General features: G+C 67.0%; 15 protein-coding genes. 1 reads left to right on the top strand and 14 read right to left on the bottom strand.

Annotated features, from left to right (window positions below):
• Positions 1-20 precede the first annotated feature (20 nt).
• From metX to AC3QL3_RS11340, 12 genes are all read right to left on the bottom strand, one after another.
• Complete coding sequence (gene metX / locus AC3QL3_RS11395) at positions 21-1121, bottom strand: homoserine O-acetyltransferase MetX (protein ID WP_492893612.1); 1101 nt, start codon at positions 1119-1121, stop codon at positions 21-23.
• Positions 1122-1209: 88 nt separating this feature from the next.
• The gene (locus AC3QL3_RS11390) at positions 1210-2406 is read right to left on the bottom strand and encodes a choice-of-anchor Q domain-containing protein (RefSeq protein WP_492893610.1); all 1197 of its coding nucleotides are present in this window, start codon (positions 2404-2406) and stop codon (positions 1210-1212) included.
• Between the two features lie 472 nt (positions 2407-2878).
• Positions 2879-3709, bottom strand: a complete 831-nt coding sequence (locus AC3QL3_RS11385; RefSeq protein ID WP_492893608.1) for a M48 family metallopeptidase — start codon at positions 3707-3709, stop codon at positions 2879-2881.
• A 137-nt stretch (positions 3710-3846) separates the two neighbouring features.
• On the bottom strand, positions 3847-5082 hold the full coding sequence (gene ccmI / locus AC3QL3_RS11380) for a c-type cytochrome biogenesis protein CcmI (protein WP_492893606.1): 1236 nt from the start codon (positions 5080-5082) through the stop codon (positions 3847-3849).
• Complete coding sequence (locus AC3QL3_RS11375; RefSeq protein ID WP_492893604.1) at positions 5082-5546, bottom strand: cytochrome c-type biogenesis protein; 465 nt, start codon at positions 5544-5546, stop codon at positions 5082-5084. The genes ccmI and AC3QL3_RS11375 overlap by 1 nt, the downstream gene beginning before the upstream one ends.
• Positions 5543-6088 carry a DsbE family thiol:disulfide interchange protein gene (locus AC3QL3_RS11370; protein ID WP_492893602.1) on the bottom strand — a complete coding sequence of 182 codons (546 nt, stop codon included), beginning with the start codon at positions 6086-6088 and terminating at the stop codon, positions 5543-5545. The genes AC3QL3_RS11375 and AC3QL3_RS11370 overlap by 4 nt, the downstream gene beginning before the upstream one ends.
• Positions 6085-8103 (bottom strand): heme lyase CcmF/NrfE family subunit, encoded by a 2019-nt coding sequence (locus AC3QL3_RS11365; RefSeq protein ID WP_492893600.1) that lies wholly within the window; start codon positions 8101-8103, stop codon positions 6085-6087. The genes AC3QL3_RS11370 and AC3QL3_RS11365 overlap by 4 nt, the downstream gene beginning before the upstream one ends.
• 105 nt (positions 8104-8208) lie before the next feature.
• Positions 8209-8568 (bottom strand): type II toxin-antitoxin system VapC family toxin, encoded by a 360-nt coding sequence (locus tag AC3QL3_RS11360; RefSeq protein WP_492893598.1) that lies wholly within the window; start codon positions 8566-8568, stop codon positions 8209-8211.
• Positions 8562-8774, bottom strand: a complete 213-nt coding sequence (locus AC3QL3_RS11355) for a ribbon-helix-helix domain-containing protein (protein ID WP_492893596.1) — start codon at positions 8772-8774, stop codon at positions 8562-8564. Before AC3QL3_RS11355 ends, AC3QL3_RS11360 begins: the two co-directional genes overlap by 7 nt.
• 53 nt (positions 8775-8827) lie before the next feature.
• Complete coding sequence (locus AC3QL3_RS11350; RefSeq protein ID WP_492893594.1) at positions 8828-9535, bottom strand: c-type cytochrome; 708 nt, start codon at positions 9533-9535, stop codon at positions 8828-8830.
• 12 nt (positions 9536-9547) lie between these two features.
• Positions 9548-12139, bottom strand: a complete 2592-nt coding sequence (locus AC3QL3_RS11345; protein ID WP_492893592.1) for an MtrB/PioB family outer membrane beta-barrel protein — start codon at positions 12137-12139, stop codon at positions 9548-9550.
• 99 nt (positions 12140-12238) lie between these two features.
• Positions 12239-13285: a DmsE family decaheme c-type cytochrome gene (locus AC3QL3_RS11340; RefSeq protein WP_492893590.1), complete on the bottom strand. Its 1047-nt coding sequence runs from the start codon at positions 13283-13285 to the stop codon at positions 12239-12241.
• A 360-nt stretch (positions 13286-13645) separates the two neighbouring features.
• On the opposite strand from AC3QL3_RS11340, the gene AC3QL3_RS11335 reads away from it, so the two are divergent.
• Positions 13646-14632, top strand: a complete 987-nt coding sequence (locus AC3QL3_RS11335) for a LysR substrate-binding domain-containing protein (RefSeq protein ID WP_492893588.1) — start codon at positions 13646-13648, stop codon at positions 14630-14632.
• 2 nt (positions 14633-14634) lie between these two features.
• On the opposite strand, the gene ccmE is transcribed toward AC3QL3_RS11335, so the two are convergent.
• Positions 14635-15084, bottom strand: coding sequence for a cytochrome c maturation protein CcmE (ccmE, locus tag AC3QL3_RS11330; protein WP_492893586.1), 450 nt, complete (start codon positions 15082-15084; stop codon positions 14635-14637).
• Positions 15081-15266 carry a heme exporter protein CcmD gene (gene ccmD, locus AC3QL3_RS11325; protein WP_492893584.1) on the bottom strand — a complete coding sequence of 62 codons (186 nt, stop codon included), beginning with the start codon at positions 15264-15266 and terminating at the stop codon, positions 15081-15083. Before ccmD ends, ccmE begins: the two co-directional genes overlap by 4 nt.
• Between the last annotated feature and the right edge of the window lie 116 nt (positions 15267-15382).

Genomic DNA, 15382 nt, shown 5'->3' with positions numbered 1-15382 from the left:
AAGGAAACGTCATTTGCATTCTAGCCTGCGGCCAGGAAACGCGCGATGGCCGCGCCGAAGCGCGCGATGTCGACCAGGAAGGCGTCGTGCCCCTGCGGGCTGTCGAGGGCGACGAAGTCGACCGCGACGCCGCCGGCGCGCAAGCCGTCGGCGATCTGCTCCTGCTGCGGCAGCGGGAACAGGATGTCGGTCTCGACGCCGATCACCAGCGCGCGTTCGACGTCGATGCGTTTGAGTGCGTTCTCGACGCTGCCGCCGCCGTGTTCGCTCAGGTCGAACCAGTCGCTGGCGCGCGAGAGATAGAGGTAGGAATTGGGGTCGAAGCTGCGCACGAAGCGGCGCGCGTGGCCGGCCAAGTACGATTCGATCTGGAATTCGACCGCGAACGGCTCTTCCTCGCGCTGCTCGGCGTCGAGGCGGATGCGCGCGAAGCGGCCGACCCATTCCATCGCCGAGCGGTAGGTGATCACGCCGAGCTTGCGCGCGATCGACATGCCGGTCTCGGGGTAGTGCGCGTCGTCGTAGTGCCCCTGCTGCCAATTCGGATCGAGCCGGATCGCTTCGCGCTGCAACGAGCGGATCGCGATCGCGAACGGCTGCGCCTGCGCGGCGGTCGAGATGCTGATGTGCGTACGCGCGCTGCCCGGATGCTGCGCCAGATAGGCGAGTGCGGTCATGCCGCCCATCGAGTTGCCGAGCAGGCAGGAGAGGCGTTCGATGCCGAGGCAGCGCACCAGCTCGAAGCTCGCGTTGGCGGCGTCTTCGAGCGTGAGTTCGGGGAAGTCCAGCCGGTACGGCTCGCCGGTGAGCGGATTCTCGTCGGCAGGTCCGGTCGAGCCTTTGCACGAACCCAGCGTGTTCGCGCAGATCACGAACCAGCGCTCGGTGTCGATGTGCTTGCCCGGGCCGAGCATCTCCTCCCACCAGCCGGGCGAGGGATCGAGCGCATTCGCCGCGGCGTGCGCGCTCGGCGACAAACCGGTCAGGATCAGGATCGCGTTGTCGCGCGCGGCATTCAGTTCGCCCCAGGTCTCGTAGGCGAGACGCGCGCCGACGAGTTCGCCGCCGCGCTTCATGCGGAACGGCGAAGACAGCGCGAACCAGCGGCGTGCGTCGGACATGCGGGGAGCGGGATCGGGCGGCGCGCTAATGTAGCGGCAGCGCCGCATTGCGCCAACCCGTGCGCTGCGCCGACCGGGTGCGATCGTTTCAGCCGCCGCTGCCGGCGGCGCCGAAGCCGTCGGCGAAGATCACGTCGCTCCATTCCACCGCGCCCATGTCGCAACCGGCGCCTTGCGGGCGTGGCAGGCCGCGCTGGTCGACGCTCGCGCACGAGGCGGCATCGCCGCTGTCGATCGCGGCGCTGCCGGTGCGCGGAAACAGTGTCGGCGCGAATCCGCCGTTGTCCTGCAAAGAAGCGAGCCGCGGATCGGCATTGAAGGTGCTGGCGCAGTCGGTGGTGCTGTCGAAGGATTCCTGCACGGCGCTGCAGCCGCCTTGCAGAAGGCTGTAGCGCAGTGCGAGATGGGTTCCTACGCCCGCATTGAAGAGGTTTTCGCCTTGGCCTTCGGCGCTGTTGTCCCACAGGATCACGTGCGTCAGGACCGGTCGGCTGACGCCGCCGCCGCCGATGCCGCCGGAGCTGTGGATCGCGCCCCCGGCGTTGCCGGAGCGATTGCCGCTGAAGGTCACATGGTTCAGTAGCGGATTGGCGATGCCGCCGCTGCCGTCGATCATGATCGCGCCGCCGCTGTTGCCGGAGCTGTTGCCGCTGAAGGTGACGTTGAGCAGAGTCGGGCTGTTGTCGCCGCCGGTGCCGTCGATCGAAAGCGCGCCGCCGTTGTTGATGGCGTGGTTGCCGCTGAAGGTGACGCCGGAAATCAGCGCACGGCTATGCCACCAGAGAAACACCGCGCCGCCCTCCAGTGCGTTATTGCCGCTGAAGTGCAGGTTGCGCAGGGTCGGACTGCAGTCGCCGTCGCCCGGATTGAACTGGAAGCCATCGCACAGCAGACCGCCGCCGGCGCTGTCGGGATGGTTATCGCCGCCCTGGCCGGCGGTGATGACGAAGCCGTCGATCACGCTGGCGGCGGTGATCGGGTGCGGCCGCTGGCCGTCGAGGTCCAGCACGTGGTAGCTGTTGCCGCCGACGATATCGGCGGCGGTTTCGGTGACGCCGAGGGTTTTGATGTCGTCGTTGCCGATGTCGCCGGAAAGAATGCTGCGATTGCGTTTGGGATTGCGCTGCTCGCGCGCGGTTTCTGTACCACCGAACCCACCATAGAGCTGGAGCTCGCGCGCGATCGCGAAACTGATGCTTCGATCCGTCGTCGATGGCGTGTAAACCCCGCCGGCGACCCAGATTTCGGTGCAGGCCGTTGCCGCCAGCGCTTCCTGCAGGAGCATGGGGCTGCTCCAGCTCGTGCCGTCGCCCACGGGTGTGGCGGTGGTCGTTACCCGGCAGACCTCGGCCTTGGCAACCCCGGCGCAGGCGAGCGCGCAGAAGACGAACAAGCTTCGCGGAGAGGGGAGTAGACGCGCAGTGCGGGGGACGTCAGTGACGGAGGGCATCAGGCATTGGCCTCATCGTTCGAGAGAAGTGATCGGCTGTCGGATCGCCCGTAGGCATGGCTTTCTGAGCGGACAGGGCGTGTGCCGGACCTGGTGGTGCGGCGGCAGGGCGGAGCGATGCGTAATCGCCCGAGAACGTGAGAGGCGAGAGCTGGCGTTGTCTTGCGCACGCGAGTTACGCTTCATTCGCTTGCAAGGGTCGGTGTGAGCGTGCGCTCGAGGCGTCGTCTCACCTCGCCATCGCCCGATGCCGCAGGCGCCGACCTCTCCCGCGAACGGGAGAGGTCAGTGCGGAAAGGGCCTCGCTTCAACCCTTTGCGATTGCTTTTTCGAGGCGTTCGACGCGCTTGGCCGATGGCGGATGGCTCGACACGATGCTGCTGGCGCCACCGCCCTTGCCGCCGTCGAGCTTTTCGAGCTTCTGCATCGCGGTGACCGCGGCTTTCGGGTTCTGGCCTTTCTTCTTCAACAGAGCCAAGCCGTACTGATCCGACTCCAGTTCATTGCCCTGCGAGTGCTGCGCCTTGATCACGTTCTCGACCACGCCGCCGAGTTCGGACGACGCGATCGCGCCGGCCGCATTGCCCTGGCTGGCGACGCCCTTGCGCGCGGCTTGGGTCAGATACGCGGTCTTGAAGCGCGACTTGGAATGACCGTACTTGACGTGACCGATCTCGTGACCGATGACGAAGCGCAGTTCGTCGTCGTCCATCAGGTCCATCAGGCCGGTGTAGACGCGCACCGAACCGTCAGGCAGCGCGAACGCGTTGACCGTATCGGACTGATAGACCTTGTAGTTGAGCTTGAGGCCGTCTTCGTTGGTGTAGCCCGATGTGATCTTGGCCAGGCGCTGGGTGTACTTGCTGCTGGCCGGCAGCACCTTGCTCTTCTTGTCGTAGGCGAGTGCCGATTCGGCGCCGAGCTTGGCGATGTCGGCATCGGACAAGGTCAGGCCTTTGACCGCGTCGGAGCCGGCTTCGAGCAGCTTGCCGCTGTCGCTGCCGCCCTTGTTGCCGCCGAGCAAGCCGCCGATGCCGCCGAGCACGCCTTTCTTGTCGTTGTCGGCGTGCGCGATCGTAGCGACGGTCGCCAGCGCGACTGCGGTGGCCAGCGCGAGCTTGCGGATGTTCGTATGCATGAGCAGTTCCTTCTTCCCGTTGGAACTCAGGAACCTAGCATCGCGAGAAAGACGCCCGCAATCGGGGCGCTCCCCAGCTTGCGCCGGCAATTGAAAAAAAATGATTCGCCGCGCGCGTGCGTGCGCGCCGCGGCAGCTCAGGGGACGATCTGGTCGATCGTCAGCGCGATCGGCTCGCGGCGATCGGTGGGCAGCGGCGCCGACAGCGTTTGCAGATCGCCGCTCTGCGGCATCGCGTTACCGGATTTCGACACGCGTGCGCCGACCACGACCTGCGGAAACTTCGACAACTTCATCGCCGGCATCATCGCCATGCTGTCGTCGAGCGTCACCGTGAGCGGCAACTGGCTCGCCTTCAGGCGCTGGATCGCGAGCGGCATCGGCGGGCCGCTGGCGGCGCGCGCGAACACGAACAGCGTCGCCTGCGCATCGAGCTTGTCTTTCAGCGCTGGCGCGAGCGCGACGCTGACGCTGAGCCGCGGCGATGCCGCCGCGTCGGCCGCAGTCGGTGCCGAGGCCGATTCGGACGGTTCCGCCGCGGCCATCGCCGGTGCGGACGGCTTGCCGTCGCGCTTGGCTTCGGCCTCGGCGATCTGTGCCTGCACGCTCTGCGCGACTTCCGAGCCCGGCTGCAGCAGCGGCAGCAGCGTGTTCCAGCGCGCGATCGCCGCGTCGTAGCGATTCGCTTGATAGTCGCTGATGCCGAGCAGCCAAAGCGCGCGCTGATTGTTCGGCTCGCTCTTCAATGCCGCTTCGAGCAAGGCGCGCGGTTCGCCGTCGATGCGCTGGCCCGGCGCGGACAAGGCCAGCGCTTGTGCGTATTCGATCGCCAGCGTCGCGTTGTCCTTGCCCAGCTCGTAGGCGCGCTTGAACGCGTCGAGCGACTCGGCGACGCGGCCGGTCGCCTGATAGGCACGGCCGAGCAGAGCCCAGCCTTCGACGTCGTCGGGCTGTTGGCGCAGACGCTCGGCCAAGGTCGCGATCGCCTTTTCCATTTCCGGGCCCCGATCGCCGCCGTGCGGCGCCGACGCGGCGGCGAGATTGGCCGCGTCCAAGGCCTGCGGCGCGCCGACCAGGCGATACAGCGCGATCGCCGCCGCCGGCAGCAAAAGCGCAGCGAGCAGCAGCGTGCCGAACGCCAGCCGCGACGGTGCCGCTTGCGGCGCGTTCGCCGCCGCGCCGAGAGCGGCACGCTTGGCGGCGTACTCGTCGGCATCGACGACGCCTTCGGCCAGCGCGAGTTCGAGCGCACGCAAGCGGCGCGCGGCCGTGTCGGCCACCGGCGCGCTGCGCGCGTGGCGCAGCAGCGGCACCACGACGAAGGCCAGCGCGGCGCCGACCATCAGCGCCGCGAGCAGGAAAAAAACAGTCATCACCAGTCGTCCTCGAGATCGTCGTTCGCGCGCGCCGCGGAAGCCGCGGACGGGCGCGCTCTGGCACGCCGCCGCACCGTCACCGCCACCGCGACGGCGCCGCCGGCCAGCACCAGCAAGGGGCCGAACCAGAGCATCCAGGTGGCGCCGCGCAGGGGCGGGTCGTACAACACGAAATCGCTGTAGCGCGCGGTCAGCCACTGCTTGATCTGGTCGTCGCTCTTGCCCGCCTGCATCTGCTCGAACACGTCGCGGCGCAGATCGGCCGCCAGTGGTGCGCTGGAATCGTTGAGGCTTTCGTTCTGGCACACCAGGCAGCGCAGCTGCTTGGTCAGGTTCTGGAAGCGCAGCTCTTCGGCGCGATCCTTGAACGGCAGCGGGTCGACCGCGGCCAGCGCAGGCGCGACCGCGGCGATCACCAGCGCGAGCGTGAAGATTCGCCAGAGGCGCGAACACCAGCTCATCGCGGCGCCTCCTTCATCTTCGCGATGCGCGGCAGCAACTGCGTCGCGATGATCTCGGGCGTGATCGGACTGATGTATTTGTAGACGATCACGCCTTGCGCATCGACCAGGAAGGTCTCGGGCGCGCCGGTCACGCCGAAATCGATGGCGACGTCGCCGGGAAGATCGGCGATCACCAGATCGTAGGGATTGCCGTACTGCACCAGCCAGCGCTTGGCGTCCTCGGGCGCATCCTTGTAGTTGAAGCCGACCAGCTTGATGCCGAGCTGCTTGCCGAGGCCGCGCAGGATCGGATGTTCCTCGCGACAGGCGAAGCACCAGCTCGCGAACACGTTGAGCAAGTACGGCGCGCCGGCGAGATCCTGGTTGGTGATGCGGCGTTCCGCATCGTCCAGCGTCGGCAAGGAGAACGCCGGCGCCGCCTTGCCGATCAAGGGCGAGGGCACTTCCTGCGGATTCTTGTACTGACTCCACCAGACGCCGAAGCCGAGCAGGGCGAGCAGGAGGACGAAGCCGGCGAGCGGCAACAGGCGGGCGTTCATGCGGGGGAGCCGGGATTGGGGAGTGGGGATTGGGGATTGGTGACGGCGAGAGCGGCGCGATCGTCCGCGCTTTCCCGAATCCCGAATCTCGAATCCCGAATCTCGGCCCTAAAGCGCCGATCGCCGGCAGCGATCAAGCCGCCGAGCATCATCAACAGCGCACCGAGCCAGATCCAGCGCACGAACGGTTTGACGTAGATGCGCACGGCCCAGGCGCCGTCGTCGCCGACCGCCTCGCCGAGCGCGACGTAGACGTCGCGGAACAGGCCGGGATCGATCGCCGATTCGGTCTGCACCTGCTCGTTGCGCGTGTATTTGCGCTTCTGCGGATGCAGGCTCGCGATCACCGCGCCGTCCTTCGACACCGTGACCGCGCCTTGCTCGGCCGAATAATTCGGGCCCGTCGCCGCTTTGACGCCGTCGAAGCGGAAACTCAGTGCGCCGATCTCGACGCTCTGGTTCGGCTCCAGGCGCACGTCCTTCTCGACGCTGGTCGCCTCGACGATCAGCACGCCGGCGAGGAACACCGCGACGCCGAAGTGCGCGCAGATCATGCCGAGCATCTCCGGCGTGAAGCGGCGTCCGCGCGGCGCGTTGCGCCAGCGCGCGAGCGCGTACAGCGCGATGCCGAGCCCGACCCAGAGCGCGGCGGCGACGCCGAACAGCGCCTTCCACGGCAGCTCGTGCGCGATCAAGCCAGCCGCGATCGCCGCCAGCACGGCCACCGCGGCGGCCGGCCGTAACGCACGCAGCGCGCCGCCGAGCTGGCCCGTGCGCCATTTCAGCATCGGTCCGAACGGCAGCAGCGCGACCACCGGCAGCATCAAGAGCACGAACATGAAACCGAAATACGGCGGCCCGACCGAGATGCGGCCGAGGTCGAACGCCTCGCCGATCAGGGGATACAGCGTGCCGAGCAGGACCATCGCCGCGGCGCAGGTGAACATCAGGTTGTTGATCAGGAGCGCGGTCTCGCGCGAGACGGCCGCGAACGGTTCGCCGCCGGCGACCTTCGGTGCGCGCAGCGCGTACAACAAAAGCGAACCGCCGATCACGATCGCGAGGAAGCACAAGATGAAAAGACCGCGCTTGGGATCGGCCGCGAACGAATGCACGCTGGTCAACACGCCCGAGCGCACCAGGAAGGTGCCGAGCAAAGACAGCGAGAAGGCGAAGATCGCCAGCAGCAAGGTCCAGGCGCGGAACGAACCGCGCTTCTCGGTCACCGCCTGCGAATGGATCAAGGCGGTGCCGACCAGCCAGGGCATAAACGAGGCGTTCTCGACCGGATCCCAGAACCACCAGCCGCCCCAGCCGAGTTCGTAGTAGGCCCACCAGGAGCCGAGCGCGATGCCGAGCGTGAGGAAGGCCCAGGCGACGTTCGTCCACGGCCGCGCCCAGCGCACCCAGCGCACGTCGAGTTCGCCGCCGAGCAACGCCGCCAGCGCGAACGCGAACGCGACCGAGAAGCCGACATAGCCGGTGTAGAGCATCGGCGGATGCACGATCAGGCCGAAATCCTGCAACAGCGGATTGAGATCGACACCGTCCGCCGGCATCGGCAGCTCGCGCGCGAACGGGTTGGAGGTCAGCACGGTGAACAGCAGAAAACCGAAGCTGATGAAACCGAGTACGCCGAGCACGCGCGCGATGAACTCGTCCGGCAGCTTGCGGCTGAGCGCCGCCACCGCGACCGTCCAGATGTTGAGGATCAGCACCCACAACAGCAGCGAGCCCTCGTGCGCGCCCCACACGGCGGAGAAGCGGTAGTACCAGGGCAACAGCGAATTGGAATTCTGCGCGACGTAGGCCACCGAGAAATCCTGCGTGGCGAACGCGTAGGTCAGGATCGCGAATGCGAGCGCGACGAACACGGCCTGCCCGGCCACCGCCGGCCGCGCGACCGCGATCAGCGCGCGATTGCCGCGGTGCGCACCGAGAATCGGCAGCACGCATTGCGCCACCGAGAGCAGGAGGGCGAGGATCAGGGCGAATTGGCCGAGTTCGGGCAGCATGGCGGCAACGAGGCGAAGGCAGACGGGAAGCTTAGCCGGTTGAGGCGCCGCTGGCGCGGATGGACGGGTCGGGCATGCTGTCGCGGCGTTGTCGAGGGCCGGTGATCAGTATGGAATGCGCACGCCCGGATCGCCCTTGGGGAAATCCTTGGTGTTGCGCGTGACCAGCAGCATCGCGTGCTGCTGCGCGCTGGCCCAGACGATCGCGTCGGGCAGCTTGATGCGATGCGCCTTGCGCAATTCCACTGCACGCGCGGCGACCGCATCGTCGAGTTCGATGCGCTCGAATCGGCTCAAGAACTGGCGCGTCGGCGCTTCCAGCTTGCCGCTGGCGCCGACCATGACTTCCATCCAGGTGACGATGCTGATGGCCTGTTCGCCGTAATGGTCGAGTTCTTTCTTTGCGGCGGGGACCGCGTTGAGATAGTCGATCAGGATGTTGGTGTCGAACAGCGCCTTCACCATTCGGCGCGCACTTTCTTCTGATAGGCCAGGCCGTCGACCTTGCGCTCGCCCCACAGCCCGAACGCCGATTCGTCGCTGTCGCGGCGTCGCACGAGGTATTCGGCGATCGCCTCGCGTACGAGCGAGGCGCGCGAGCGCTGTTCGCGCTCGCTGAGCGAGTTCAGCCGTTCGAGTTCGTTTTCGGGGATGTCGATCAAGGTGCGCATGGCACCGATGATATGCGATTTGTATATCAGATACCAGCGAAGAAGCCGCAAGCCTACGGCGTCGCCGCCGGCGGCAGCGCGGCCAGATAGCCGGCCACCGCCTGGATCGACGCGTCGTCGAGCGTCTGCGCCACCCCGTGCATGATGAAGTCGTTGCTGGAATCGCGCAGCTTGCCGTCGCGATAGTTCTTCAAGCGCTGCACGAGGTAGTCGCCGTTCTGCCCGCGCAGTGCCGGCCAGGCGCGGTAGTGCGGCGGTCCCGCGGCCGGGCCGGTCGCCTCGCTGCCATGGCAGCCCTGGCACGGCGGCGCGCCGCGAGCAGGATCGCCCTGCGTGTACAAGGTTTCGCCGCGCGAGCGCACGGCGGCATCTGCCGGCGGCAGCGGCGAGGGCGTGTGCGTCTGTGCGGCGAAGTAGACGGCGAGGTTGCGGATGTCCTCGTCCGTCAGCGGCAGCGCCAGCGCCGTCATCGGTGAATCGGGCCGCGTGCCGCGCTTGAACTTGTGCAGTTCGCCGGCGAGGTAGTCCGCGCGCTGCCCGGCGAGTTTGGGGAAGGCCGGCACGATGGCGTTGCCGTTCGGTCCGTGGCAGGCGACGCAGACCGCCGCTTTGGCGGCGCCGGCGGCGACGTTGCCGTGGATCGGGTCGACTTGGCGCTGATCGATGAACGCGGCGGCTTCCGCGGCGGCGGCCGCTCCGAACGCGCTCAGATTCATGGAGGCGGCGAGCAAGACGCAGCGGAGCGAGTAGTGGGAATTCATCGCTGCGCTCCCCTAGAGCTTCACGTTGACCAGCACGCCGACCAGGTTGTTGCTGTAGCTCTGCGGACCGCCGTCGCTGTAGAGCATGCCGCCGATGAAACGGCTCTGGTCGAAGCCGAGGTAGTGCCAGTCGTCGACGCGGCCGCGCTCGTAATAGTCGAACAAGCGCAGCGAGACGCGTTCGACGATCGGAATCGTCACGCCGAGGTTGAACGAGTTCACCCGGTAGATCATCGGCGAGAACGCGCCGCTGCCGGGACCGGGGCCGACCGTGGTCGGGTAGGCGAGCGCATCCGGGCCGGCGTAGCGGTAGCTGTCGGTGCCGCGCGAGTAGATGTAGTTCCAGCCGGCGTCGACGCGCACGCGCCCGATGCGATGATCGAACAGCGCGCCGGCGTAGTAGTCGCGCTGCTTGTCGCGCAGCCACCACTGCGCATTGAACGGATAGGTCGTACCGCCGAGGCCGGGGTCGGTGCCGGCGCCGTTCTCGAGCGCGTCGTTGACGTTGGACATCTTCAGATTCGAGCGGTCGTAGCCGAAGAACGCGCTCAGGTTGGTCGTCGCCGCCGGTTGCCATTCCCACTGTAAAGTTGCGCTGCCGGTGTCGTAGTGCTGGCGGCCGATCTGCGCCTCGTAGGACTTGCGGTCGATGCGCGCCGACGCGCTCAAGGTCATGTCCTCGCGCAGCGCCAAGGTCGCCATCACATCGAGCTTGTTCTGGTCGTAGCTGGACATGTCGTACTTGCGCATCGCCGAGGTGGTGATCACCGGCGTGCCGGTCGCCGGCGGGAAGTAACCGGGCAGGCTGGCCGAGACGAATTGCCCGTACGGGTCGTAGTCGTAGCCGTCGCCGGTCTGTTTGAGGAAGGTGTAGTTCACGCGCAGCGTCAGCGCGTCGAGCGAGCGGTTGACCCAGGTCAGCTTGACGCTGGAGTCGTCGATCTCGCTGCGCTCGCGATTGGTCGGCTCGTAGCGGTTGTAGCCGAAGGTGAAGCCGAGCGTGTTCTTGTCGGTGAACTTCCAGTCCGCGCCGAGGTTCGCGTCGACCGTCTGGATGTCGAGCGGAATGTTGTGGATGCGCATGCTGCCGACGTCGGTGACCGGCCCGACCGGAAAACCTTCGCCCGGGATGATGCTCGGCTGCGAGCCGTTCTCGGCGATGTAGCCGTACTGCCCGGTGAGCGGGTTGTACAAGGTGTAGCCGCCGCTGCGGTAGTCCTGACGGTCGTACTTCACGTTGCCGCGCAGCGACCATTCCGTGCTCGGGTTCAACACGATGCGTGTGTCGAACATGCTGGTGTCGATGCGCATCTTCGCCGTGCGCCGCGACAGCGCCGCCGGCGTGTTCCACTGGCCGCAATCGCCGAGCAGCGGATTGGCCGGACCGAGTTGCAGGTTGCCGAAACCGACGCCGAACACGCCTTGGCAATCGATCGGCGGAATCAGCGTGTCGTCCTGCTCCATACGTCCGCCGGCCGCGCTGACCGAGACCTCGCCGTTCCACGGCAGCTTGCGCGTCAGGCTGGCCTGCAGGTTGTGATAGTCGTTGTCCGGTTCGGTCGACATCTGCCCCTGATACACCGGCGCCGACAGCGCACCGGGCACCGGCGAGGCCATCACGAACGGTGATTCAAACGTGTAGCGCGTGTTGGCGTCGCGATAGAACGATCCGCTGTAGCTGAGATCCATGCGCCACAACGCGCCGGCGTAGCGGAAGCCGCCGTTGACGTTGATCGTGCTGTCGTCGATCGGCTTGACCGTTTCCATCGAGCCGCCGAGCCCGGGGAAGAAGAACGAACCGCCGTACGGCCGCGCGCCTTTGCGCTGCTCGTCGGTGACGTTCGCATACGCGGTCCATTGCGGCGTCAGAAACACGCTGTAGTTCAGCCCTTGCTTCTCGCGCGTGACTTTCAGCGTGCGCTCGGGCGCCGCCGCCGAGGCGGCAGCGATCTGCGCCGGCGAACTGCCGCCTGGGGTCAATCCGCTCGGCAAGGTCAGCCGGTTCGAGCCGACGCCGTTCCAGATCGGCTTGGCGTTGCCCGACACGATGTTGGGCATGTCGCGCAGGAAGGCCTGGATCTTGTAACTGCCGGCGCGGCCGAAGGTGGCCTGGTAGTACTCGTCGTCGTCGTTGAGGCGGCTGGCGCGGAAGTTCGCGTAGCTGCCGTCGGAGGGGCGTTCGAGCGTGTAGTCGAGCAAGCCGAGGATCGGTCCTTCGTCCCAATCGGTGTAGCGGTTCCACAGCGAGTTGCGCCGGTCGCCGGTCGGGATCATCAGCACGCCGACTTCGAGCGTGCCGTAGCCGCGCCAATCGCCGTACTGCTCCGGCTGCGGCGGCGTGTACGGGCCGAGATAGAGATTGCCGGTCGGCGAGCGGTTCTGGCCGGGCTTCAACCACGAAGTGCCGTTCTCATCCGGCGTTTCGCTCTTGCTGCCGGCGGTCGGATCGAGCTTGTTGCCGCGCCAGGTGTCGATGCCGATGCCGCTGTCGGCGAAGACGGGAGCGCACAGCATCGCCGCCGCGATGCTCGCGGCCAGCGGACCTGCGCGCAGCGCGCAGAGCGTTCGCAGAACGACTGCGCAGTGGCGAGCGAGGCGAGTCATGCACGGCCATCGGCGCGCGATCGCCATGGATGTCTGCCTTTGCCGATGCGAGGAGAAAAGGCCGCTGGTCGAGTTCGTCATGGCACGCCTCCTTCCTCGTCACTCGTGCAGCTTGGGACCCGACGGCGCGTTCGAGCCGTGGATGTTGGCGTGACAGGTGAGGCAGCCGCGGCCCATCACGCGGAAGTCCGGGTTGGAGCCGGTGCCGGTCGATTGCATCGTGTGCAGGTTGTCCGGATGGCGTTGCGCGGTGTGGCACTGCTGGCACAGGAACGGAATCGGCGCGACCAGCAAGGTGTTCTGGTTGGAGCCGTGCGGACTGTGGCAGTTGAGGCAGTTCTCACGCACCGGCGGATGCTCGAACAGGAACGGCCCGCGCTTCTCGGCGTGGCACTGGTAGCAGGTCTCGTTGACCGTATTGGTCTTCAGCAGCGGACTGGTCAGGCTGCCGTGCGGGTTGTGGCAGTCGACGCAGCTCATCTGGCCTTCCGGCAGCGGCATGTGCGAGCGGCGGTTGAACTGCATGCGCACGTCCTGGTGGCACTGCGCACAGGTGTCGTTGATCGACGCCTTGGCCAGCGAACCTTCGACCGAGAACTTCGCCATCGGGTTGTGGCAATCGCTGCACGACAGCTGGTTGCGCTGATGCACCGAGCCGAGCCAGTGATCGCGCGGCCCGCCTTCGTGACAAGTCAGGCAGGTCTTGGTCTGCACCTCGATCGGCGTGCCGCCGCTCTTGGTGTAGGCGATGATCGAGCCGCGCGTCAGCGGCGCCTGCGCGTGCTGCGAACCGGGACCGTGGCAGGTCTCGCACACTGGAATCGAGGCGTCGGCCTTGTTCGCCGCATGCAGGCCGAGCGCGTGCAGGGTGTGGGTGAAGTGGTCGGCTTCGAGCTGATGGCAGGCGGTGCAGGTGCGTTCGCCGACCGGGGTCGCGTCCGGAAAGGCCGGGTTCACCGCGACCTTGGCCTTGGCGAAGCCCGGTGCGGCGAGCAGGCTGCGACCGGACTGCACTTCCGCGCTGGAAAGATCGCCGGCCGGCAGGTTGCGCGACAACTCTTCACGGTTCTGCTGCGCCTGAGCCGGCGCCAGCACACACAGTGCGACCGCGGCGGCGACACGCAGGAAGCGGGCTCGCAAAAGCATCTCTCGACGTCTCCCTGGCTGGCTGGCGCAACGGCTTGCTGGCTTGGGTCTTGCCGAAGCGGTGTGTTCGCGACCGACGCTTCGCCCTTCGTGCGCTGCGTCGATGCTCGATCGAACTTCACCCTTCGTTAACGTCCGAGTGTGTTCGCCCATCGCGGATTTGAGTAGGCGCATCCGGCGAAAACATTGTTCGCCAATCGGAACGATCGCGACGGGCGGTCGAAACGCGGCCTGCTTTCTCATGATGCGCAGGGGCCGAGTGCGCGGCGTCGCTTCGATGCCAGCGGCCGAGGAGGGCAGGCGGCGCCTCCTTCACATCCTGCTAAGCTCCCGGCGTTGTCGTTCGCGGGAGCTTGGGCCTTGAACGATCTCAATGACCTGTTCTATTTCGCCAAAATCGTCGAGTACGGCTCGTTCAGCGCTGCCGCGTCGGCGCTCGGCGTGGCGAAATCGGTATTGAGCCAGCACCTCGCGCGATTGGAGGCGCAGCTCGGCGTGCGCCTGATGCAGCGCGATACGCGCAAGCTGCAGATCACCGAGGTCGGCGCGCGCTACTACCAGCGCTGCCGCGCGGTGCTGCTGGAAATCGAACGCGCCAACACCGTCATCGACGATGCGCGCGGCACGCCGCGCGGCGTCGTGCGCGTGACCGGTCCGGTCAATTTCGTGCAGACGATCCTGGCCCCGCTGCTGGCCGACTTCATGCTGACCTATCCGGAAGTCGAGATCGTGCTCGACCTGACCAACCGCGAAGTCGATCTGATCGCGGAAGGCTACGACGTCGCCTTGCGCATCGCGCCGGGCATCCGTCCGTCGTCGCTGGCGGTGCGTTCGTTCGCGCTGCGGCGGCACCAGCTGATCGCAGGGCCGGACTACATCGAGCGTCACGGCCTGCCGCGCACGCCCGACGATCTGCGCGGCGCGATCGGCCTCGGCGGCCTGCTCGATCTGGGCCGTGGCAACCGCCACAGCTGGCGGCTGACCGGCAAGGACGGTAACGTCAGCGAGATCGCGTTCACGCCGCGTCTGGTCACCGAAGACATCGTCATCATCAAGCACGCCGCGATGAGCGGCTGCGGCGTGGCCGAGTTGCCGGCGATCCTCTGCCGTGAGGAAATCGCCGACGGCCGTCTGATCGTGTTGTTGCCGGAATGGTCGCTGCCGGAGATGACGCTCTACACCGTCTTCCCTTCGCGCAAAGGACTCGCGCCGGCGGTGCGCTGCTTCATCGACTATCTGTCAGAACACTTGCGCGACGCGCTCGACAGCGCATTCGCCGGGGCGAAGTCGGCCAACGAGCCGTGGCCGCCGGCGCCGCCGCGGTTGCGCGTCGCGTCGTCGGCCTGAGGCTACTGTTTGCCTTTGTCGAGGTGCGCGGTCTTCGCTTTGGCGATCGCGTCGGCGACTTCTTTCGGCATGTAGGTTTCGTCGTGTTTGGCCAGCACTTCGGTCGCGACGAAGCGGCCGTTCTCGAGCGCGCCGGTGGCGACCACGCTCTGACCCTCGCGGAACAGATCGGGCAGGATGCCGGTGTACTCGACCGGCATCTGCTTGAAGCGGTCGGTGACGACGAAGCCGACCTTGAGCGAATCGCTGGCGCGCTGGATCGATTGCTCCAGCACCACGCCGCCGAGGCGGAAACGCGCCGCGGCCGGCGCATGCCCGGCGTCCACTTCGCTCGGCGAATACAGATAGGTCATGTTCTGTTGCAGCGCGAGCACGGTCAGGCTGGCCGCGACGGCGACCGCGGCGAGGATCAGCGAGATCAGGATCAGGCGGCGTTTGCGGGTCGGGGTCATGCGGGATTCTGGTCGGCAGGGGCGCGCGCGGCGCGGCGTTGCGCGCGGCCGCGGATGTCGGCCAGCACGCGGCGGCGCTGCGCGCGCGGTGCCAGCGCTTCGATCGCCAGCACCACGAAGAACACTGCGTAGGCCGGCCAGATGTAGGCGCCGTAGCCGCCCATGGAAAGGAATTCGCTCATGTTGGCGATCTCGGCGCTATCGGCGCAGCGAAGGAAGCGCCCAGCCTACCAAATTCCTCGGGCATCACCGCCGCCAGCAAGGGCATGCTGCGGCGAAGCGCCGCGCAGCGGCGCCG

The sequence above is a fragment of the Dokdonella sp. GW821-FHT11D02 genome (assembly GCF_058808595.1).
The sequence above is the reverse complement of the archived record's forward strand: the minus strand, read 5'-3'. Positions and strand labels throughout refer to the sequence as shown.